Below are 20,264 nucleotides of genomic sequence, written 5' to 3'. Positions count from 1 at the left end.
ACATTCACGGATGTCTCTTTTTTTATTTTTAGCGTATGGATTTTTCCTATTTCAGCAAGCTATAGGATAAAGATAGCAGAAGGAAAGGTGTTCATAAAATGGATGTTACACTTGGTTATTTGCGTGAATCACTTTCAAATCATCTTGAAAATGAAGTCTGCCAGCGGATTTGCAAGAAGATGCTGGCGAAGCGGTATGCGAATGAAGAGGAATTTGTTAAAGACTTAGATGATAATGAAATGTCTTTTTTGAACCATGTATTAGAAAAAGAAATTAAGTATGCGCAGAATGAACAGGATCAAAAGCGGGCCAAGGAATTAAACGAGGTGTATGAATTACTGCTTTGAAAGGCGGGTTAGATATGGGAGCAATTGAACGAAGCGGATATACATTTCAGCCGGAGTTTAGCGTCGTCCGTCAAAACGGAGCCATTCATGTGTACCATCACGGAGAATTTGTGGAAGAAATCGAGTTTGAATTTAACGGGGAATATCCCGATCATGATTTGATTGAAGAGCTTGTGAATCACTATTGTTTTGAGCATGACATTTAGAGCCCTGCCTATTTGCAGGGCTTCTTTATTTAGGATGTGATCAAGCCATACTTTTTCAGGATATCCACTGTGATATTTTTGGCCTTTGTGCCTGAATCATCGACATTGGTGACAAAAATATACGAGCCATGCTCTGTTTTGATGAATCCGACAAACCAGCCTAATCCCATATCTGTCAGGCGGGTTCCGGTTTTTTCGTAGAGCGTGTAGTGATCTCCTTCCTCTTGTATCATCATGCGCTTGACGGTTTTCATCACTGATTTGTCAAATGGAAGCTCCTCTTTTACAAGCTTCTCTAAAAAGGCTTCTTGTTCCAGCGGAGATATTGTCAGCGAGCTTTGCAGCCAAAACTGGTCGATCCCCCCGCTGATATCTTCATTGCCGTATGACAGCGTATGAAGCCATGTTCTCATCCTTTGCTCACCGATATCTCTCGCTAATGCTTGATAATACCAAATGGCGGATTCCCGCATGGCCGAGCCTAGTGTATGGTCGCGGTTCCATGTTTCGAATTCGCGCTTGACCCCGTCCCACCGTTTAACATCGTATTCATCCCGAACAGCTTGTACCTGTAACCCGATTAAGGCGTTTACGACCTTAAAGGTGGACTGCGGGGTTTGTCTTTTGTTTGCCCGTTTTCTGTTGTAGACAAAGGTTTTATCCTTTTGCACATCGTGAAGAATGAAGGTTCCGTCCGTATCCTTGAATTCATCATCGACATTCATTTGGCTGACATTCAGGTGCTTTTCTTGGCCGGAAGTTGCTGCGTGAACGGAAAAACCGCCGATTCCTGCAATACTCAGTACAAGCACAACATATATCCATTTTTTCATTTAGTTCTCCCCTTTGTTTTGATCAATTACCTTTTCTCTATTTCTTCTGTTCTTCCTTTAAAAACTGCTCCTAAAAACGCTTAAATTTGGTCCTGCAAACAAATACTGTTATTGGGTTTATGCTTGTAGGATTAAGTGAAAATAGAGGGTAAAAAGGAAGGCAGGATAAGCGAATGAATGAGCAGATTCCACATGACAAAAGTCTCGATAACAGCCTGACGCTGATGCAGGAAGGATATTTGTTTATTAAAAACAGAGCAGAGCGCTATCAATCAGATCTGTTTCAGGCTCGTTTATTGGGAAAAACCTTTATTTGCATGACCGGCGCTGAGGCGGCGAAGGTGTTTTATGATACGGAGCGGTTTCAGCGGCAGAATGCTTTGCCGAAGCGGGTACAGAAAACGCTGTTTGGCGTTAATGCGATTCAGACGATGGATGGCAGTGCGCATATTCATCGGAAGATGCTTTTTCTGTCATTAATGACACCGCAGCATCAAAAGCGGCTGGCTGAGCTAATGACAGAGGAGTGGGAAGCGGCCGTTACGAGATGGGAGAAGGCGGATCAGGTTGTGTTATTTGAAGAAGCAAAAGAAATCCTATGCCGGGTAGCGTGCTATTGGGCTGGCGTTTCGCTGAAGGAAACGGAAGTCAAGGAGAGAGCGGATGACTTTATTGATATGGTGGACGCGTTCGGAGCTATAGGTCCGCGGCATTGGAAGGGAAGAAGAGCAAGGCCGCGTGCGGAGCAGTGGATTGAAAGAATGATTGAAGATGCTCGTGCCGGCTTGCTGAAAACATCTGCTGGCACAGCACTGCATGAAATGGCATTTCACACACAAGAAGATGGAAGCCAGCTGGATTCCAGAATGGCAGCCATTGAGCTGATTAATGTACTGAGGCCTATTGTCGCCATTTCTTACTTTCTTGTGTTTTCAGCTTTGGCGCTTCATGAGCATCCGAAGTATAAGGAATGGCTGCGGTCTGGAAGCAGCCGGGAAAGAGAAATGTTTGTGCAGGAGGTCCGCAGATATTATCCATTCGGCCCATTTTTAGGGGCGCTTGTCAAAAAGGATTTTGTATGGAATAACTGTGAGTTTAAGAAGGGCACTTCGGTATTGCTTGATGTATATGGAACGAACCACGATCCTCGCCTATGGGATCATCCCGATGAATTCCGGCCGGAACGATTTGCAGAGCGGGAAGAAAATCCGTTTGATTTGATTCCTCAAGGCGGGGGTCACGCCGAGAAAGGCCATCGCTGTCCAGGGGAAGGCATTACAATTGAAGTTATGAAAGCGAGCCTGGATTTTCTCGTCAATCGGATTGAATACGACGTTCCGGAACAATCGCTGCAATATAGTCTTGCCAGAATGCCATCATTGCCTGAAAGCGGCTTTGTGATGAGCGGAATCAGACGGAAAAGGTAAATCAAAAAGCTCTCTTCCTTATCGAAGAGAGCTTTTTTGATTACTTCTTTTTTTCATCGTAGTATTGGACGGGATACATGGAGCCTTCTGATACCATTTTGTTGTCTTCAATATCTTGCGGGTCAGGGTGGCCGGCTTTATCGACTGGGAACGTTTCCATATCCGGCTGTTTTGTTAGTTTCATTTTCATGTTGTGAATGAATTCTCTTGCTTTTTGGCGATTTGACGGGTCTTTTAATAGATAAGAAGTGATGCCGACAGTTGAAACAGCGAGACCTGAAAGTAACAGCTTTTGTTTCATGGTAATACTCCTTTCTATTGTAAGAGTAGTGTTTCCTGTATCATTCCCGTTTTGATTATGGTTAAACCTATAGTGTTTTCATGATTTCATTTTACATAAAATTACATTTATGAAAAACTAGTGACTACATTCCTGTATTGGAAGCTAATATACATGGACTTATTATTATTTTTAGCCACAATTCGATAAATATTGACAAAGTAAAGTAATCAGAATAATAATATAATTAGCAAGTGAATGTCATCATACATGAAAGGTGTTTACGATATGAATCAATTGCATCGAAGAATGGGAACGTTTTCCCTCATGATGGTCGGGCTCGGGTCGATGATTGGCTCAGGCTGGCTGTTCGGGGCATGGCGTGCGGCCCAAATAGCAGGACCAGCTGCTATTATTTCGTGGATTATTGGAATGGTCGTTATTTTATTTATTGCTCTTTCTTACAGTGAATTAGGTTCTATGTTCCCTGAAGCCGGGGGAATGGTAAAATATACGCAATATTCACACGGTTCGTTTATCGGATTTATCGCAGGCTGGGCCAACTGGATTGCAATTGTGTCTGTCATTCCGGTTGAAGCGGTGGCCTCTGTTCAATATATGAGCTCGTGGCCTTGGGAATGGGCGAAATGGACAAGCGGTTTGGTGAAGAATGGAACGCTGACTGGGGAAGGGTTAGTGTTTGCCTCTGTATTGCTTCTCATTTATTTCCTGCTGAACTACTGGACAGTCAATCTATTTTCCAAAGCGAACTCATTAATTACGATTTTTAAAATTATTATTCCAGGTCTGACAATTGGAGCGTTGCTGTTTGTCGGGTTTCACGGAGAGAACTTTACGGCCGGCCAAAGCATTGCGCCGAATGGCTGGGCGAGTGTGCTGACGGCTGTTGCCACTTCCGGTATCGTCTTTGCGTTTAACGGTTTTCAGAGCCCGATTAATATGGCGGGTGAAGCGAAGAATCCGGGAAGATCGATTCCGATTGCGGTTGTCGGCTCCCTTTTCGTTGCGACAGTCATTTATGTACTCCTGCAGGTAGCCTTCATTGGAGCGGTGAATCCTTCTGATATCGCAAACGGCTGGAGCCATCTGAATTTTAATTCTCCTTTTGCTGATTTGGCGATTGCGCTGAATATTAACTGGCTTGTCATCGTATTATATGCGGATGCATTTGTATCACCGTCTGGAACAGGGATTACGTATACGGCGACGACGTCCCGCATGATCTACGGAATGGAGAAAAACAAATATATGCCGAGTATATTTGGGAAGCTTCATCCGATTTACGGCGTTCCGCGCCAAGCGATGTTTTTTAACTTGGTTGTTTCGTTCATCTTTTTGTTCCTGTTCAGAGGGTGGGGCGTGTTAGCGGAAATCATTTCTGTCGCCACGTTAATTTCGTATATCACCGGCCCGATTACAGTAATGACTTTGAGACGGACGGGGAAAGACCTGTACAGGCCTCTTCGTTTAAAAGGCTTAAGCGTGATTGCACCGCTTGGGTTTATCTTTGCGTCGCTGGTGCTGTATTGGGCACGCTGGCCGTTAACAGGACAGGTTCTGTTTATTATCCTGATCGGTCTTCCGATTTATTTCTACTATCAGGCGAAGGCGAAATGGAAAGGGTTTGGCCAAAACTTTAAGGCCGGCGTCTGGATGGTGTTTTATCTGCTTGTCATGATGGTTATATCTTATTTGGGCAGTGATAAATTCGGCGGCCTGAATGTCATTCATTACGGCTGGGATATGGTTCTGATTGCGGTGGTATCACTTGTATTCTATGTGTGGGCGCTGAAGAGCGGCTACCAGACAGAATACTTAAAGGACGCGAAAGAGATAAATTCTCAGCTGCTTAATGGACAGTCGGAAGCTGCTGCCGGAAAAGAATAATGGAAAACCTTGCGCTGCGGGCGCAAGGTTTTTTTGTGCTGATTTGGTCATTGTCGATGCGAAATGTTACACCAATGTAAATATGATTTGGGCTTAATAGGCCCATTGTTAAGTTAGTGTAAATTTGTCCGGAGATTCATTTACAATCATATGAACTTGAAACATAATCGTAGGGAGTTTTGCTGAAAAATGTCGAGACAGAGGTGAAAGCGTTGGCGATTGATGTACAGACATTACTGTTCGAGTTTCTCGGGGGTCTTGGTATTTTCCTGATTGGGATTAAGTTCATGGGAGACGGACTTCAGAAATCGGCTGGAGATAGATTAAGAAATATTTTAGACCGTTTTACAAGCAATCCGCTGATGGGCGTATTGGCGGGAATTATTGTAACGGTTTTGATTCAGAGCAGTTCCGGAACAACGGTTATCACCGTAGGGCTTGTCAGTGCGGGTTTTATGACGCTCCGACAGGCCATTGGCGTCATTATGGGAGCCAATATTGGAACAACGGTTACCGCGTTTATTATCGGTATTGACATAGGGGCCTATGCATTGCCGATTATTGCTGTCGGCGGATTTTTACTGTTTTTCTTTAAACATAAACATGTGCAAAATGCGGGACAGATTGTGTTCGGGTTCGGGGCACTGTTTTATGGGCTGGAGCTAATGAGCGGCGGCATGAAACCGCTCCGTTCACTTGAGGCCTTTCATGATTTAACGGTTAGTATGAGTTCCAATCCGGTTCTAGGTGTTGTCATTGGGACTTTGTTTACGGTTCTTGTGCAAAGCTCCAGCGCCACGATTGGTATCCTGCAAGGTTTATTTTCAGATGGTCTGATTGATATTAACGGTGCGCTGCCGGTGTTATTCGGTGACAATATCGGAACGACGATCACCGCAGTTCTTGCATCTTTAGGTGCATCTGTTGCAGCGAGACGTGCTGCGGCTACTCATGTGCTGTTTAACCTTATTGGGACAGCGATTTTCCTGATTTTGCTTAAACCATTCACAGCATTGATCTTAACGCTTCAAACATCGATGGGGCTTGATCCGAAGATGACGATTGCATTCGCACACGGAATCTTTAATACGACCAATACGATTATACAGCTTCCTTTTGTCGGGCTATTGGCTTTAATCGTAACAAAACTGATTCCGGGCAAGGATTCAATGGTCGAATACAAGTCGCATCTTGATCCGATTTTTATCGAGCAATCTCCATCTATTGCTCTCGGACAAGCAAAAGAAGAAGTGCTGCAAATGGGGAACTTTGCGGTGCAAGGGCTGGAAGTCACAAAACAGTTCTTAGTGACAAAACAGACAAAATACGCGGCGAATGCTTATCAGATAGAGGATGCGGTTAACAATCTAGACCGGAAGATTACCGATTATTTGATCGAGCTTTCTTCAAGTTCTCTCTCAGAGCACGAGTCTGAGGAGCATCATATGCTGATGGATACAGTCAGAGACATTGAAAGAATCGGGGACCACTTCGAAAATGTGATTGAACTGATTGAATACCAACAGGCGCATCGTGTGGTTATCACTGAATCTGCCATGGCGGATTTAACGGAAATGATGGATTTGACAATTGCTACCGTGAAGGCATCCATGGAAGCATTGGACCACAATGATGTAAAGATAGCTGATCGAGTTATTGAAAAAGAAGATGAAATTGACAAAATGGAACGGAAGCTTCGCAAAAAGCATATTATTCGTTTGAATGAAGGGCTCTGCACTGGACAAGCAGGCATCGTCTTTGTCGATATGATCAGTAACCTGGAGCGTATCGGCGATCATGCGGTGAATATTGCTGAAGCTGTTATTGGTGAAAATCGATGAGAAAAAGCTTAGAATCCTAGGATTCTAAGCTTTTTTGTAGTCTTTTTTAACGTGCTGGAAAATATCAGGGTAATTTGTGAACACTCCTGTCACGCCCCAGTCAAGCAGACGGCGCATATCTGCTTCAGCATTGACCGTGTAAGGGTGAAGCAGGAGGCCGTGGCTGCGGATCATGCTGACGTTTTCAGCATTCAGCGCTTTGTAATCCGGTCCTGCACCGACAGCGTATGTTTTGATTTCGTCCAGGCCAGCATCTGTCATTGACGCCATTTGTTCGGCTTCCAGCAACTGAACGGTTGGCAGGTTTGGCTGTAATTGATGGATTTTTAACAGGCTTTCTTTGCTGAATGATTGAATGATGATCTGGCCAGGCTTAGTATGTTTGCCTAGTAATCTATGTTTTTGCAAAGAAGCGATCAATTTTTCTTCCATACCTGGGTAGGTGTCAGGCGATTTTGTTTCAATGTAGTAGTTCGCATGTTTTCCGAAACGGTCTAATACCTCATCTAATGTAGGTACTTTAAGACCGACATACTGCCGCTTTGCTTTTTCCGGATAGGCTTTGTTAAACCAAGAACCGGCGTCAAGTTTCTTAATGTCTGCAAGTGTATAGTCTTTTACCCAGCCTGTTCCGTTTGTGGTGCGGTCCAGTTTTTCATCATGCATGACAATCAATTTGCCGTCTTTTGTCATTTGCAGATCCAATTCAATATAATCGGCTTTCATTTTCTGAGCAGTTTCGTAAGACAGAATTGTGTGCTCAGGCACATATCCGGAAGCGCCTCTATGCGCGACCGTCAGGATACGGTCAGGTGACAGCAGGTTACCTTTTGATGCTGCCGACACCGGCGTTACCATAAATGAGAGCAAGCCCAGCGACAGAAGAACTAGGGCCAGTATTCTATTTTTTCGCATGATTTCTCCTCCTTATAGTTAAGCAATACCTGTCTTCCATATTAAAAAACGGATGTAAACGGCGTGTAGGAAAATGATTAATCTTTTATGTTTCTTTCTTAAACGTGTTCAGCCCGTTTTCCTGTATTCCACGTCAAAGCTAAGAAGACGATAGCCAGAATGCAGGAAGAGATCAGCATGATAAAGCCGCCATTCCAATCAAACTGGTCAACGACAAAGCCCATAATGGCGTTTGCAAAGGCCGATCCGCCGATGTATCCGAAAAATCCGGTCAAACCTGCTGCGGTTCCGGCCGCTTTTTTCGGCGCGAGATCAATCGCTTGAAGGCCGATCAGCATAACAGGTCCGTAGATTAAGAAGCCAATGCTGATCAGGGCGATGTTGTCTATGAGCGGATTGCCCGCGGGATTCAGCCAATACACCAATACGGCAATGAAAACGCCTGCCATAAACAAAACGCCTGCCGGTGCCCGTCGGCTTTTGAAGAATCGGTCACTGATCCATCCGCACAGGATCGTTCCCGGAATCCCGGCGTATTCGTAGAGAAAATACGACCAGCGCGAGTCTTCAGGAGAAAAGCCTTTGGCTTCTGTTAAGTAAGTAGGCGCCCAGTCAACCACGCCGTACCGCACGAAATAAACAAATACATTGGCAAACGCGATGTACCAAAGAAATTTGTTGTTCAGTACATATTGGAAAAGAATTTCTTTTGTTGTTAATTCTTTTTCCTGATTTTTAAAAGCGTGTTTCGGATAGTCATTCCGATACGCCTCAATTGGCGGGAGTCCGCAAGATTGAGGTGTATCGCGCACCAATAAAACAATCAAAAATGAAATGATAATGGCGATGATGGCAGGGAAGAAAAACACGCTTTTCCAGGTCACGAACATCGCGATGCCAAGAGTGACAAGCGGTGCAAGAATCCCGCCTCCTATGTTATGGGCGACGTTCCAGATCGACATTTTGGTGCCGCGTTCACTAATGGAAAACCAATGGGCCATCGTCCTTCCGCAAGGCGGCCAGCCCATTCCTTGAAACCAACCGTTGATAAACATAAAGATAAACATGATGGTGACACTTGAAGTCACCCAAGGCATTGAAACGAAAAGAATATTAACAATTGCTGATAAAAATAGGCCTGTCGCGAGAAAATATCTCGGATTGCAGCGGTCAGACACCATACCCATGATGAATTTGCTGAATCCGTACGCAATCGAAACAGCGGCCAGCACCAAGCCCAGTTCCGTTTTGGAAAATCCCTGTTCCTGCAGATAAGGAATTGCAAAGGCAAAGTTTTTTCGCAGCAGGTAGTAGCCTGCGTAGCCAATGAAAATACCAATGAATACTTGCAGCCTGAGCCGTTTGTAAGCCGCATCCATCTTTGAATCATCCAGTCTCTCAATGTGAGGAGCCGGTTTAAATATGTTAAGCATCAAAATCATCCCCCTTTGCTGTTTGTGCTGGATGTGTGGCGTGCCTCCTTTCCGAAAAACAAAAAGAGCCAGAAAACACCCCTTGTCAAAAGGGGCTGGATTCCTGGCTCTCCTCATCTCCATCCAAGCTATTAACTTATCATGATAGCGCTTACTTAAATTATCATAGTCTGGAGCGAATGTAAACGGGTAATTTTCAAATGGATTAAAAAGTAAATATTATCCTTTTACTTATTGGAGTTATGTTTTTTTACTAGTAGCATAAAAATTTGGAGGGAGGCTGTTGCAGTGGATGAATTAGATATCGCATACGGTATTTTACCGTTATCGATTATATTGTTTTCAATTGCCGGGACTTGTGTTTGTAAAAACGTGTATCTGATGCCGATGCTTAGTTTCATCATTTCGCTAGTGCTCACCTTTACCATTTTTAACGCATCATTTCTGGGATGGGCTGTTGTCTATAGCTTGTTTTCATTGGCTTTATCCTACATCACATTGAGTGTGGCCAGGAAGAAGAAAGCATCGGGAAAATGAAAAATGCCCCACTTTTTTGACGCATCGTTGACTATGGCAACTATATTTGATTATAATGGCTTTAATCAACAGTATCAGAAAGTGGGGATGAGGTTGAAAACCAGTGAATCAACTGTCGGATTAAAATTCAGAAAGTTCAATCGATTTTATACGAATGTCCTGGGCTTCCTTAATGAGCATATTTACGACAGCCCGTTTTCCTTAACAGAAACACGGATTTTATTTGAAATTTACAATACGCCTCATTGTACGGCAAAAGCCCTTCAGGATAAGCTTGGGCTTGACCGGGGATATGTCAGCAGGATTTTGAAACAATTTGAAAAAGAAGATTTAATTTATAAACAGAGGAGCAAAGCTGACGCCCGCCACCATTATATTTATGTTACGGAAACGGGAAAAACAATTTATAAAAAATTGGAGGAGAAAGCCAACGAACAAGTGGAATTGATGCTGGAGGAAATTGACCAAAAGGACCAGCACAGGCTTGCGGAGGCGATGGCAGAGATTGAAGCAATCCTTTCACGGTCGCTATCTTCCAGAACGTCAGACATATCGATTAGAGATTATTTCCTTTCAGATGATCTTCAGCTTCTCATTGAAAAACAAAGACAATTCTATGCGGAGGCTCATGGCTGGGACGATACGTTTTTAGCCTATCTTCAGGAAACATTTGATGCGGATATCGAAAGCATATGGATTGCGGAGAGCGGCGGGAAATTTGCCGGCTGTGTCGGGTTGGTCAAGCATGATGAAAAGACAGTCCAGCTTAGATGGTTCTTGGTTGATGCGGCTTTTCGAGGCAGAGGGCTCGGCACGCAATTACTCGAGCATCTGGTTGCGTACTGTCGGGACATGAAGTTTGACCGCATTTTCCTTTGGACGGTGAGCACCATGGCTGAGGCTCGTCCGCTCTACGAAAAATTCGGGTTCAGGATAAGTGAAGTGAGAAAAGAAGCGCCATTATGGGGACAGCGTCTGACAGAAGAACGGTGGGATTTGGAGCTGTCATGAAAAGACTGCACTACGCTTGGATCATTGTGTCCGTCACTTTTTTGATCTTATTGGCCGTTCAGGGGGTGCGCCTATCGTTTGGTGCGTTTGTGGAGCCGTGGGAACGGCAGTTTTCAATTGATAGAGGCACCATCTCGCTGATTTCTACGATGAGTTTTATTGTTTATGGCATATCACAGCCTGTGATCGGGCGGCTTGTGGACAAATGGGGTGCTCGGGCAGTTTTGTCATGGAGTGCGTTACTGACAGGAGTCAGCATTTGTTTAACATGTTTTGTCACTTCACCTTGGCAGCTGTTTCTGCTTTACGGGCTGGGTGTTTCGCTTGGGGTTGGGGGAGCATCGAATGTGGCCGCAAGTGTGCTGGTCGTCAATTGGTTCAGCAAAAAGCGGGGACTAGCCTTTGGAATCATGGAAGCAGGTTTTGGAGCGGGGCAAATGCTTCTCGTTCCATGCTCACTTATGCTGATTCATTGGTTTAGCTGGAAGCTGACGGTTGTGGTGTTGGGATTGCTGTTAATGGTGATTGTCTTTCCGGCTGCACTGCTGATGCTGCGGAACAACCCTTCAGAAAAAAACGCAGAGCCGATAGGCGGGCTGGCTGCTCCGGAAAAAGAGACAGCATCAAAAACAGCACCTCTTTCTGTGACGGGGATGTTTCGCATGAGGCCATTCTGGTTTTTGGTTTTGCCGTTTTTGATCTGCGGATTTACGACCGTAGGTTTGATGGATACCCATTTGATACCCTTTTCGCACGATCACGGTTTTTCGACGACAGTCACAAGCGCAGCTGTCAGCCTCTTGGCAGGTTTTAATATTGCCGGCATCCTGCTGTCTGGAATTGTAGCAGACCGGTGGAGCAGCCGGAAAATCCTGTGCTTGTTATATGCGGTGCGCGCGCTGTCGATCGTGATTCTCATTTACAGCCACGAGTCCTACTTGCTGTTAGCCTTTGCGATTCTGTTTGGATTAGTGGACTTCGCAACGGTGGCGCCGACTCAAATGCTCGCCACCCAGTACTTTCAAAACTACTCGATCGGACTCATGATCGGCTGGCTGTCACTCGCCCATCAAATCGGCTCAGCACTCGGTGCGTATGTGCCTGGTGTCATCTATACGATAACAGGTGAGTATACACTGGCTTTTTATTTATCGATTGGGATGCTTGTGCTGGCAAGTGTGATGAATGTGATGCTGAGGGAGCCCGCGGCGGTTACACGTGATAGTGCAGCTGTGGTGGAGAAGGGATAAAGAGAAGGAGCATCTCTGGTTTTATATTATTCAGAGATGCCTTTTTGTATTTTTTCTTATACTAAGGTGGATTAGACCGTGCTAAGCTGGCGGATCTTTGTTGAAGGTCATTTATTTCTTGTGATGACTGATATAAGCATCTTTTTTAAATCCGTTCTCCACCAGCTTCACTTTCGGTTTCATCTCTGAAATGTAGAGGCCTAAAAGGGTAAGAGCACCCCCAAGAAGAGCGATCCAGGTCATGTTTTCGTGCAGGATCAGGATGGAGGCTGTGATTGTGATGATCGGCACCATGTAAATATATGCGCTGGATTTGACGGCTCCGAGCACACCGACTGAGTAATTCCACGTGGCGAAGCACAGGGCGGAAGCACCGATACCGAGGAAAAGCATATTGAGTCCATTTGAAACAGATGAAAATCGGTTCAGGCCAAAATGGAAGTCGAACACAAATAAAGCGGGAACCATAAACAACAAACCGTACAAAAACACTCTCTGTGTCAGCTCGATAATGTGGTAATCGTAAGCGCTTAATTTTTTCATAAAAATCGAGTAGCCTCCAAACACGAGCGCGGCTCCGACTGCCATAATGTCTCCGAATGGGTTCAGACGAAGTACGACATTGCCGTTGAATGTAATCAATAAAAGCCCGATCAAAGCTGCCCCAAATCCAATGAAAAAAGGCAGCTGCAGTTTTTCGCCTTCAAGCAGAAAGTGAGCAAGGACTGCAGTAATCATCGGAATAATGGACACGATCATGCCGACATTTGAAGCGTATGTATACGTAAGGGCTATATTTTCTAATAAAAAGTAAAGGGTTACGCCAAATAAGCCTGCCCCGGCAAATAACAGCTCCTGCCGCCAGTTTTTGAACGGAATCATTTTGGGCCGTACGAGAAAAAGAGCAATAAAGCCCAGCAAAAACCGGTAAAATAATATTTCCATTGGCGTAAAGTCTGCCAGCAGAACCTTTGTTGAAATAAAAGTTGTCCCCCAAATCAGAATGGTCACAATGGCTGCGATATGCCCGCCCGTTTCTCTTTGTGTGCTCATCTTTGAAGCTCCTTTTCAAAAATCTTCATGTATTGCTTCGGCGTCAGCCCCACCTGCCGTTTGAAAAATTTCGTCATATGGCTCTGATCGCTGAATCCTGTTTGAAATGCCGCATCAATCGGTCTTATCCCTTGTTCAAGGAGTTTTTTCGCTTGATTAATCCGGATTGTCTCTAGGTAGCTATTAGGCGTAATGCCTTTTTGTTTTGTAAATGAACGCAATAAATGATACTTGCTCCAGCCGGTTAGTTCACTCAAATCATTGAGCGTGACGTTTTCGGCATAATGCTCCTCTAGAAATCTGCAAACCATTTTGACTTCGTCGGACGGTTCAGGAATGCTGTTGCGGAACGTGACGTCAGAATATTGGCGGATCAGCTCTTCAAGCAGATGTAGAAACAGCTCCTCCTTACGCAAAGCCTGCTTTTCATTGGAAATCAAAATGTGCAATTCCTGAAGGCTGGCTGTCAGCTCATGGCGGAATAACACATGCTGGGAGAAGTAAGGAAGATGACCGGCGCCTGTAATCTCTTCCACCGCCTTCTCCATGACATCCGGCATTACATTAATACACCGATAATCAAGCGTCCGGCCGTCAATCTGCTCACAGCTATGCGTGTCACGGGGATTAAAGAGGAGAAGATCACCTGGATTAATGATATATTCTTGATCCTGGCAGGCCAGATACCGCTGTCCTTTTTCAATAAAGCCAATCACATAATAATCGTGGAAGTGGTTCGGGAATTTCTGCATAATCCCTTTGAAGCGGTAGGCTTCGATATTAAGATGCGGGTCGAGGTGCAGTGTTCGGGTTTCGTTTTGCATGGGATGCCTCCTGTCGGTGTGGTGGACTTGGATTAAGTGTAGCATGATTTTTGGGGATTTCTTGTATGATGTTGCTGTGATAAAAAGGGAAAGCAGGTGATTTACATCACTTGCAACAATTTCTTTATTGAAAATTTTATTTTTGGTCTTTAACCATATTTCAATTATTTGTGTTAGTTCCTTTGTTTCTATTTCACATATTCTGCTTTTTATATAAGCTTCGGGATCATCTTCATCTGCATATTCTGGGAAATTGTTTTGTGGGAAACCGTCTGATAATAAAGCCCCGTAATGATTTCTTACTTTGTCTTTTTTAATAAAAATTTATTTTTCAAATATTTCAGTTATAATGGTTGGGAAGCAGATAGGAGGGGCAAAGATGTATCAATCAAAGAAGGTTTTATTGTTAGGTTCAGGTGAGTTAGGAAAAGAAGTAGTGATTGAAGCCCAGCGTCTTGGGGTGCAGACGGTGGCGGTTGACAGTTACGCGCATGCTCCGGCGATGCAGGTCGCGCATAACAGCTATGTCGTTGATATGCTGGACAGTGAGCAGATCAGAAGCGTCATTGAGAAAGAAAAACCGGATTTGATTGTGCCTGAGGTTGAGGCAATTGCTACGGATGAATTGCTGAAGCTTGAAGAGGAAGGGTTTCACGTCATCCCGAATGCGCGTGCGGCGAAGCTGACGATGGATCGGGAAGGCATCAGGCGGCTGGCGGCAGAAACGCTCGGACTTGCGACGGCTGGCTATGAATTTGCGAATACATATGATGAATTTGTACAAGCGGCAGCTCAGATTGGCTTTCCTTGTGTCGTTAAACCTTTAATGAGTTCATCTGGAAAAGGCCAAAGCGTGTGCCGCTCTGAAGACGATTTAGAGAGCTGCTGGGAGACAGCGATGGAAGGCGGACGGGTGAAAAATGGCCGTGTGATCGTAGAGGAGTTCATTCCATTTGAATCAGAAATTACGCTTTTAACTGTACGTGCAGTCAACGGCACGACTTTCTGTGAACCAATCGGTCATGTGCAAAAGGACGGAGATTATATCGAATCTTGGCAGCCGCATCATATGACGGAGCAGCAAATGGAAGAAGCCAAGCATATTGCAAAAACGATTACCGATGAGCTTGGCGGGTACGGCCTGTTTGGCGTGGAACTGTTCCTTGCGAAGGATAAGGTGTATTTTAGTGAGGTGTCTCCTCGTCCGCATGATACGGGTCTTGTCACGTTGGTGACGCAAAATTTGTCGGAATTCGGGCTGCATGTCCGGGCGATTCTCGGTTTTCCGATTACAGAAATCACACAGCTTTCTCCTGGCGCCAGCCGGCCCCTCAAAGCACCGGAAGAATCAGCGGATTACACTGTTGAAGGACTGGAACACGCACTGGCAGTGCCGAAGACACAAGTTCGCGTCTTTGGTAAGCCGATCACGAAAGCCGGTCGCCGTATGGCGGTTGCACTTTCTGCGGCTGATACAGTCGAGACAGCGAGAGAGAACGCAAAGAAAGCATTGGATCAGCTATCTATAAAATAGAGTTTCGCGGGCCTTGTGATGGTACAAGGCCTGTTTTTTTTATCTTCCATAAAAGTTTTATCATAAGAATCAAAAACCTGATTATAATGTAAAAGTCTTCCATCTATATGGGTGGTTGACACAAAAGGAGGGAGATGACAAAATGAAATTAGTTCCAACATTCAGAAAACAATGCACTGCTTGCTTTATGGTTTTATGCTTGGCGATGGCAGCGGCGGTATCCTTTGGTGTATCGGCAAAGGCGGCAGAGAATCCGCAAACTTCTGTATCAAATACAGGTAAAGAAGCTGATGCCACGAAAAACCAAACGTCAAAAGCAGAGCAGATTTCCGCCCCTTATGAGGGAACCGGAAAAACAAGTAAATCGTTATACGGCGGGCAAACGGAACTGGAAAAAAACATTCAAACCTTACAGCCTTCAAGTATCATCGGAACCGATGAACGCACGAGAATCTCCAGCACCACGTCTTTTCCTTATAGAGCAACTGTTCAACTTTCAATCAAGTATCCCAACACCTCTAGCACTTATGGATGTACCGGATTTTTAGTCAATCCGAATACAGTCGTAACGGCTGGACATTGTGTGTACAGCCAGGAGCACGGATGGGCTTCGACGATAACCGCTGCTCCGGGCCGCAATGGTTCTTCATATCCATACGGTACTTATTCAGGCACGATGTTTTACTCCGTCAAAGGATGGACGGAAAGCAAAAACACCAATTATGATTACGGAGCGATTAAATTAAACGGTTCTCCTGGAAACACGGTTGGCTGGTATGGCTACCGGACAACAAACAGCAGCAGTCCAGTGGGCCTTTCCTCGTCAGTGACAGGATTCCCGTGTGACAAAACCTTTGGCACGATGTGGTCTGATACAAAGCCGATTCGATCCGCTGAAACGTATAAGCTGACCTATACAACTGATACGTACGGCTGCCAAAGCGGCTCGCCTGTTTATCGAAACTACAGTGATACAGGGCAGACAGCTATTGCCATTCACACGAACGGGGGATCGTCATATAACTTGGGAACAAGGGTGACGAACGATGTATTCAACAATATTCAATATTGGGCAAATCAATAAATACAGCAAACTAGCCATTTTCATGTCTATTTTGTTTTTATGCGGATGCAGTTCACAGACGCAATCTGCTCAAAAAGAAATGGTTATTCCTGTCACTCTTCATGTGGAGGATGCCAAGGGGCTGCCGGTCGAAGGGGTTCAAGTGACGATTGTCAAAGCACCGGCCTCAGACCAGGAGCCGAGTCCAGAGATTGGCGAGATACTCGGTAAAACGGACAAAAACGGAGACATCAAATGGGATACCGGCAAAAAAGGCGACTACTCAGTCGCATTGACGAAGGATGAAACCTCAGTAACCCATCATATCTCATTAACAGAGAATAAAAAAGATAAGGTCATTCCATTGGTTTTTAAAGAATAGGCAGTTTTCCTGATTACGAGGAAAACTGTCTTTTTTATGTATCACAGGAAGCCAAACTATATACTGGAAATTTATAATATGAGATAATAAGAAATAGGTATTTTTTCTTACGAGACAAAAGGAGCATGATCCTTTATTTTATATCAATCAAACCCGGAGGAAAAAGAAGAAGATGACACAAGATTCGATGCAGCTTGCCACGGCTGAGAGCGGTCTCCGCTTTTACCAGGCATATGATAAAAGCCTTTCTTTGTGGCCGATTGAGCCGGAAGCATTCTATGTTTCTACTCGTTTTGGAAAAACACATATTATTGCAAGTGGGCCAAAGGACGCACCCTCGCTCGTTTTGCTTCACGGGGGCCTCTTCAGCTCCGCTATGTGGTATCCCAATATCGCGGCGTGGAGCAGTCAATATCGTACATATGCGGTCGATATAATAGGAGACAAAAATAAAAGTATACCCTCGGCTCCTCTGGATACGAGAGCTGACTGTGCAGACTGGCTGAAAGATGTTCTTGATTCGCTCGGACTTCAGACGGTATACCTGGCAGGCCTTTCGCTTGGCGGATCCCATATTGTAAATTTCTTGATCCGAGCGCCTGAAAGAGTAGAGCGGGCAGTTATCATGAGCCCTGCTGAAGCGTTTATTTCATTTCATCCGGATTTCTATAAATACGCTGCGGGGCTTACAGGGTCAAGGGGAGCTGAGGCATATATCAAGTGGGTTACGGCTAGCCGTTATGATCTGCACCCTATGCTGCACAGCCAAATTATAGCGGGGGTGGAATGGCAGGACGAACAAAGAAGCCTGAAGCCGGCAGAAAACGGCTTTCCGTACGTATTCACAGACCGGGAATTGAAATCAATTGCGGTCCCGATCCTGCTGATGTTCGGTGAGCACGAGGTGATGTACCACCAGCAAATGGCCCTAGAACGGGCTTCGGTATTGGTTCCGGAGATTCAGGCTGAGATCGTGAAAAACGCCGGACATCTGCTATCTTTGGAGCAGCCAGAGTACGTCAATCAGCGCGTTTTGTCCTTTTTGAACGAGGAGTAAAATTGCATATAACATGAAATGATTGGCATTCATTTTTCAAAAGGTAACAAATGTTGTATAATAATAGAATTTGAGTGTGCTTTTTTGAGGCGCATTCTATGTTATGATGCTTAATAGAGAAAATTTTTCCTGTAACGCTATTTGATCCATATCGTCAAATGATATAGATGGTTTTACAATTGGAGGTTTGGTTACACTGTGAATTATATCCCCTGTATGATTACGATAGGAAACTTTACTTGCGGCCTGCTGGCGATTCATTCCTTGCTATATCACAACATTCATTCAGCAGTGCTTTTCATTTTTACCGGCATGTTTCTCGATTTCTTTGACGGGATGGCAGCACGGAAGCTTAATGCCGTTTCTGATATGGGAAAAGAACTGGATTCATTTGCCGATCTGGTGACGTTTGGTGTGGCTCCTTCTATGCTAGCCTACAGTGTCGCATTATACGCTCTTCCGTTTATCGGGATTTTATGCGCATTGACGTACAGCATTTGCGGAATGCTTCGCCTCTCTAAATTTAACATTGAGCAAAGCAAGCTTCCGACCTTTATCGGAATGCCGATTCCATTTGCGGGCATGTGTCTCGTTATTCTAAGCTTCGTCTATAATCCGATCCTGCTGGCAATCGGCACTTGCGGGCTTTCATATTTAATGGTGAGTAAAATAAAATTCCCTCATTTTAAAAAACACGCGGCAGAAAATCTGGAGTCCGAGAGATGGAATTAGTTCAGCAGCTCATAGCGGATTACGGTTATCTCGCTATTTTTTTGATGCTGGTTCTAGGGATTGTTGGACTGCCGATTCCAGATGAAGTGATGATGACGGTTGTTGGTTACTTCACGCACACTGCAGTGCTGAATTATGAGCTTTCGATATTGATCAGCTTTGTTGGCGCTTTGTCAGGCATGCTGATCAGCTACATGATTGGCAGAAAAGCCGGGCGCCCGTTTATCGACAAGTACGGCAAATGGGTCGGTTTAAAAGAAAAGAGAATGTTGAAAGTGGAAAAATGGATGAAGAAATACGGTCCATATTCGCTTATTTTAGGATATTTCATTCCCGGCGTCCGGCATGTGACGTGCTACTTTTCGGGAATCGGCAAAATGGAGCTGAAAACGTATATTGCGTTTGCGGCAATCGGCGCCTTTTTATGGTGCTTTATTTTTATTACAATCGGAAGGGTTATAGGGATTATCCATGTTTAATACGGCTGTAAAGATTCTGTATCGATCATTGATAGAGCTGACGAATCATCGTCTGTCATCCTATCTGATTAAGGGATTTTGCGAGTCTAAAATCAGCAAGCCGGTCATTCCGCTTTTCTCAAAACATTTTCGGCTGAATTGGGAGGATGTGGACGGTACGGCCGCTGATTACGGTTCGCTGTCCGAATTGTTCATTCGACAAATAAATCTGGAGCGGCGCCCTGTGTCAAAAGAGGCTCATGCGGTAGTCAGCCCTGTTGACGGCGTGGTTCAGACAGTGGGAAAAATCAACCCGAATCAAACCTTTACGGTAAAGGGAAAAGATTACTCATTCGCTGAGCTGACCGGCTGTAAAAGCGCAGACCATCAATACAACGGCGGGTATTTTGTCGTTCTGTATTTAAGCCCGCGGCATTATCACCGTTTCCATTCCCCGATCAGCTGCAGGTATCAAAAGCTGGCCGAGCTCGGAAATCGCTCATATCCCGTCAATCAATTAGGGTTAAAATATGGAAAAGATGTACTGTCGAAAAATTACCGGTTTGTGTACGAGCTGAATGGCGGCACCCGAAATATCCTGATGATTCCTGTCGGCGCGATGAATATTAATTCTATCGTGCAGACGAGTACACGGGACGAGCTCGAGATCGGCGAAGAGCTGGGATACTTTTCATTCGGCTCAACTGTCATTTTGATTTTTGAAAAAGACGCGTTCCAGCCGTCTGCCAACTTAACAGAAGGCCAGGAAGTCCAAGTCGGAGAACTGATAGGTTACGAAGAATAAAAAGAGGAGCTGGCAAAAACGCAGCGCCTCTTTTTTTGAAGAAAGGTGAGACTCATGGAGAAACAAATCATCAGCTGGATCACGAAATATCAGCACACCGGAGATGAAGACGTTCTTCGGAACGTGCGAGAAGCGTGCTGGCCGATCGTTGAAGCGGTACTGCAAGGGATGGCAGCAGATGAAGAGCAAGCGAGTGATTTGCGTGTGAAAGGGATCGAGCGGTTTCCGTTCATCATCAGTAAATACCAGGCCGATGTGCAGCTTCCGGTTGAGACATTTTTACGAAATACGTACCGGTTTTACTTTCATCAAGTGATGAGAGAATCCAGATAAAAGCTTCTTTTTAAGGGGACTGACCCCATAAGATG

At 44.8% G+C, this 20,264-nt stretch carries 22 protein-coding genes; 16 read left to right on the top strand and 6 right to left on the bottom strand.

What is annotated here, in order from left to right; genetic code table 11:
- Window positions 1-98: 98 nt before the first annotated feature.
- Window positions 99-347, top strand: a complete 249-nt coding sequence (gene csgA, locus MOC09_RS00110) for a sigma-G-dependent sporulation-specific acid-soluble spore protein CsgA (protein ID WP_003234887.1) — start codon at window positions 99-101, stop codon at window positions 345-347.
- A gap of 14 nt (window positions 348-361) precedes the next feature.
- Window positions 362-553 carry a DUF5370 family protein gene (locus tag MOC09_RS00105; RefSeq protein WP_041521120.1) on the top strand — a complete coding sequence of 64 codons (192 nt, stop codon included), beginning with the start codon at window positions 362-364 and terminating at the stop codon, window positions 551-553.
- 29 nt (window positions 554-582) lie between these two features.
- On the opposite strand, the gene blaOXA is transcribed toward MOC09_RS00105, so the two are convergent.
- Window positions 583-1,386, bottom strand: coding sequence for a class D beta-lactamase (gene blaOXA, locus MOC09_RS00100; protein ID WP_268369204.1), 804 nt, complete (start codon window positions 1,384-1,386; stop codon window positions 583-585).
- A gap of 173 nt (window positions 1,387-1,559) precedes the next feature.
- Here blaOXA and cypC point away from each other — a divergent pair, with 173 nt between their 5' ends.
- Window positions 1,560-2,813: a fatty-acid peroxygenase gene (gene cypC, locus MOC09_RS00095; protein WP_268369203.1), complete on the top strand. Its 1,254-nt coding sequence runs from the start codon at window positions 1,560-1,562 to the stop codon at window positions 2,811-2,813.
- A gap of 40 nt (window positions 2,814-2,853) precedes the next feature.
- Here the strand turns inward: cypC and MOC09_RS00090 are convergent, their stop codons facing one another.
- Complete coding sequence (locus MOC09_RS00090) at window positions 2,854-3,114, bottom strand: hypothetical protein (protein ID WP_268358493.1); 261 nt, start codon at window positions 3,112-3,114, stop codon at window positions 2,854-2,856.
- A 267-nt stretch (window positions 3,115-3,381) separates the two neighbouring features.
- Here MOC09_RS00090 and MOC09_RS00085 point away from each other — a divergent pair, with 267 nt between their 5' ends.
- Both MOC09_RS00085 and MOC09_RS00080 read left to right on the top strand, forming a co-directional pair.
- On the top strand, window positions 3,382-5,001 hold the full coding sequence (locus tag MOC09_RS00085) for an APC family permease (protein ID WP_268358494.1): 1,620 nt from the start codon (window positions 3,382-3,384) through the stop codon (window positions 4,999-5,001).
- A gap of 212 nt (window positions 5,002-5,213) precedes the next feature.
- A complete protein-coding gene (locus MOC09_RS00080) occupies window positions 5,214-6,842 on the top strand; it encodes a Na/Pi cotransporter family protein (protein ID WP_268358576.1) in 1,629 nt (542 codons plus the stop codon).
- 24 nt (window positions 6,843-6,866) lie between these two features.
- Here MOC09_RS00080 and MOC09_RS00075 read toward each other — a convergent pair whose 3' ends face one another.
- Entirely contained in the window at window positions 6,867-7,757 is an 891-nt protein-coding gene (locus MOC09_RS00075) for a glycerophosphodiester phosphodiesterase (RefSeq protein ID WP_268358496.1), read from the bottom strand.
- A 98-nt stretch (window positions 7,758-7,855) separates the two neighbouring features.
- Window positions 7,856-9,190, bottom strand: coding sequence for a glycerol-3-phosphate transporter (glpT, locus tag MOC09_RS00070; RefSeq protein WP_268358497.1), 1,335 nt, complete (start codon window positions 9,188-9,190; stop codon window positions 7,856-7,858).
- Between the two features lie 288 nt (window positions 9,191-9,478).
- Between glpT and MOC09_RS00065 the strand changes: the two genes are divergently transcribed.
- From MOC09_RS00065 to MOC09_RS00055, 3 genes are all read left to right on the top strand, one after another.
- Entirely contained in the window at window positions 9,479-9,727 is a 249-nt protein-coding gene (locus MOC09_RS00065) for a YbeF family protein (RefSeq protein WP_268358499.1), read from the top strand.
- Window positions 9,728-9,820: 93 nt separating this feature from the next.
- Window positions 9,821-10,738, top strand: coding sequence for a bifunctional helix-turn-helix transcriptional regulator/GNAT family N-acetyltransferase (locus tag MOC09_RS00060; protein ID WP_268358500.1), 918 nt, complete (start codon window positions 9,821-9,823; stop codon window positions 10,736-10,738).
- Window positions 10,735-11,988 (top strand): MFS transporter, encoded by a 1,254-nt coding sequence (locus MOC09_RS00055; protein WP_268369219.1) that lies wholly within the window; start codon window positions 10,735-10,737, stop codon window positions 11,986-11,988. Before MOC09_RS00060 ends, MOC09_RS00055 begins: the two co-directional genes overlap by 4 nt.
- Before the next feature lie 111 nt (window positions 11,989-12,099).
- On the opposite strand, the gene MOC09_RS00050 is transcribed toward MOC09_RS00055, so the two are convergent.
- Complete coding sequence (locus MOC09_RS00050) at window positions 12,100-13,041, bottom strand: DMT family transporter (RefSeq protein WP_268369202.1); 942 nt, start codon at window positions 13,039-13,041, stop codon at window positions 12,100-12,102.
- On the bottom strand, window positions 13,038-13,865 hold the full coding sequence (locus MOC09_RS00045; RefSeq protein ID WP_268358504.1) for an AraC family transcriptional regulator: 828 nt from the start codon (window positions 13,863-13,865) through the stop codon (window positions 13,038-13,040). Before MOC09_RS00045 ends, MOC09_RS00050 begins: the two co-directional genes overlap by 4 nt.
- Before the next feature lie 379 nt (window positions 13,866-14,244).
- On the opposite strand from MOC09_RS00045, the gene purT reads away from it, so the two are divergent.
- The 8 genes from purT (at window position 14,245) to MOC09_RS00005 (ending at window position 20,229) form a co-directional block, all read left to right on the top strand.
- The gene (gene purT, locus MOC09_RS00040) at window positions 14,245-15,399 is read left to right on the top strand and encodes a phosphoribosylglycinamide formyltransferase 2 (RefSeq protein ID WP_268369201.1); all 1,155 of its coding nucleotides are present in this window, start codon (window positions 14,245-14,247) and stop codon (window positions 15,397-15,399) included.
- A gap of 142 nt (window positions 15,400-15,541) precedes the next feature.
- The gene (gene mpr, locus MOC09_RS00035; protein ID WP_268358508.1) at window positions 15,542-16,483 is read left to right on the top strand and encodes an extracellular metalloprotease Mpr; all 942 of its coding nucleotides are present in this window, start codon (window positions 15,542-15,544) and stop codon (window positions 16,481-16,483) included.
- Window positions 16,446-16,844: a YbfJ family protein gene (locus MOC09_RS00030; protein ID WP_268358511.1), complete on the top strand. Its 399-nt coding sequence runs from the start codon at window positions 16,446-16,448 to the stop codon at window positions 16,842-16,844. The genes mpr and MOC09_RS00030 overlap by 38 nt, the downstream gene beginning before the upstream one ends.
- Window positions 16,845-17,016: 172 nt before the next feature.
- Window positions 17,017-17,901: an alpha/beta fold hydrolase gene (locus MOC09_RS00025; protein WP_268369200.1), complete on the top strand. Its 885-nt coding sequence runs from the start codon at window positions 17,017-17,019 to the stop codon at window positions 17,899-17,901.
- Between the two features lie 198 nt (window positions 17,902-18,099).
- Window positions 18,100-18,633 (top strand): CDP-diacylglycerol--serine O-phosphatidyltransferase, encoded by a 534-nt coding sequence (gene pssA, locus MOC09_RS00020; protein ID WP_064815290.1) that lies wholly within the window; start codon window positions 18,100-18,102, stop codon window positions 18,631-18,633.
- A complete protein-coding gene (locus tag MOC09_RS00015) occupies window positions 18,624-19,112 on the top strand; it encodes a DedA family protein (protein ID WP_268358514.1) in 489 nt (162 codons plus the stop codon). The genes pssA and MOC09_RS00015 overlap by 10 nt, the downstream gene beginning before the upstream one ends.
- Window positions 19,105-19,896 (top strand): phosphatidylserine decarboxylase, encoded by a 792-nt coding sequence (locus tag MOC09_RS00010; protein WP_268358516.1) that lies wholly within the window; start codon window positions 19,105-19,107, stop codon window positions 19,894-19,896. The genes MOC09_RS00015 and MOC09_RS00010 overlap by 8 nt, the downstream gene beginning before the upstream one ends.
- Before the next feature lie 54 nt (window positions 19,897-19,950).
- On the top strand, window positions 19,951-20,229 hold the full coding sequence (locus tag MOC09_RS00005) for a hypothetical protein (protein ID WP_268369199.1): 279 nt from the start codon (window positions 19,951-19,953) through the stop codon (window positions 20,227-20,229).
- Window positions 20,230-20,264 lie beyond the last annotated feature (35 nt).

It is taken from the genome of Bacillus sp. N12A5 (genome assembly GCF_026790125.1).
Classification (GTDB): Bacteria; Bacillota; Bacilli; order Bacillales; family Bacillaceae; genus Bacillus.
This window is presented reverse-complemented; position numbering and strand designations above follow the sequence as displayed.

Excerpts from the sequence above, each read along its gene's own strand:
- csgA (WP_003234887.1), top strand. The coding sequence starts at position 99 with ATGGATGTTACACTTGGTTATTTGCGTGAATCACTTTCAAATCATCTT.
- MOC09_RS00105 (WP_041521120.1), top strand. The coding sequence starts at position 362 with ATGGGAGCAATTGAACGAAGCGGATATACATTTCAGCCGGAGTTTAGC.
- blaOXA (WP_268369204.1), bottom strand. The coding sequence starts at position 1,386 with ATGAAAAAATGGATATATGTTGTGCTTGTACTGAGTATTGCAGGAATC.
- cypC (WP_268369203.1), top strand. The coding sequence starts at position 1,560 with ATGAATGAGCAGATTCCACATGACAAAAGTCTCGATAACAGCCTGACG.
- MOC09_RS00090 (WP_268358493.1), bottom strand. The coding sequence starts at position 3,114 with ATGAAACAAAAGCTGTTACTTTCAGGTCTCGCTGTTTCAACTGTCGGC.
- MOC09_RS00085 (WP_268358494.1), top strand. The coding sequence starts at position 3,382 with ATGAATCAATTGCATCGAAGAATGGGAACGTTTTCCCTCATGATGGTC.
- MOC09_RS00075 (WP_268358496.1), bottom strand. The coding sequence starts at position 7,757 with ATGCGAAAAAATAGAATACTGGCCCTAGTTCTTCTGTCGCTGGGCTTG.
- glpT (WP_268358497.1), bottom strand. The coding sequence starts at position 9,190 with ATGCTTAACATATTTAAACCGGCTCCTCACATTGAGAGACTGGATGAT.
- MOC09_RS00055 (WP_268369219.1), top strand. The coding sequence starts at position 10,735 with ATGAAAAGACTGCACTACGCTTGGATCATTGTGTCCGTCACTTTTTTG.
- MOC09_RS00050 (WP_268369202.1), bottom strand. The coding sequence starts at position 13,041 with ATGAGCACACAAAGAGAAACGGGCGGGCATATCGCAGCCATTGTGACC.
- MOC09_RS00045 (WP_268358504.1), bottom strand. The coding sequence starts at position 13,865 with ATGCAAAACGAAACCCGAACACTGCACCTCGACCCGCATCTTAATATC.
- purT (WP_268369201.1), top strand. The coding sequence starts at position 14,245 with ATGTATCAATCAAAGAAGGTTTTATTGTTAGGTTCAGGTGAGTTAGGA.
- mpr (WP_268358508.1), top strand. The coding sequence starts at position 15,542 with ATGAAATTAGTTCCAACATTCAGAAAACAATGCACTGCTTGCTTTATG.
- MOC09_RS00030 (WP_268358511.1), top strand. The coding sequence starts at position 16,446 with ATGTATTCAACAATATTCAATATTGGGCAAATCAATAAATACAGCAAA.
- MOC09_RS00025 (WP_268369200.1), top strand. The coding sequence starts at position 17,017 with ATGACACAAGATTCGATGCAGCTTGCCACGGCTGAGAGCGGTCTCCGC.
- MOC09_RS00015 (WP_268358514.1), top strand. The coding sequence starts at position 18,624 with ATGGAATTAGTTCAGCAGCTCATAGCGGATTACGGTTATCTCGCTATT.
- MOC09_RS00010 (WP_268358516.1), top strand. The coding sequence starts at position 19,105 with ATGTTTAATACGGCTGTAAAGATTCTGTATCGATCATTGATAGAGCTG.
- MOC09_RS00005 (WP_268369199.1), top strand. The coding sequence starts at position 19,951 with ATGGAGAAACAAATCATCAGCTGGATCACGAAATATCAGCACACCGGA.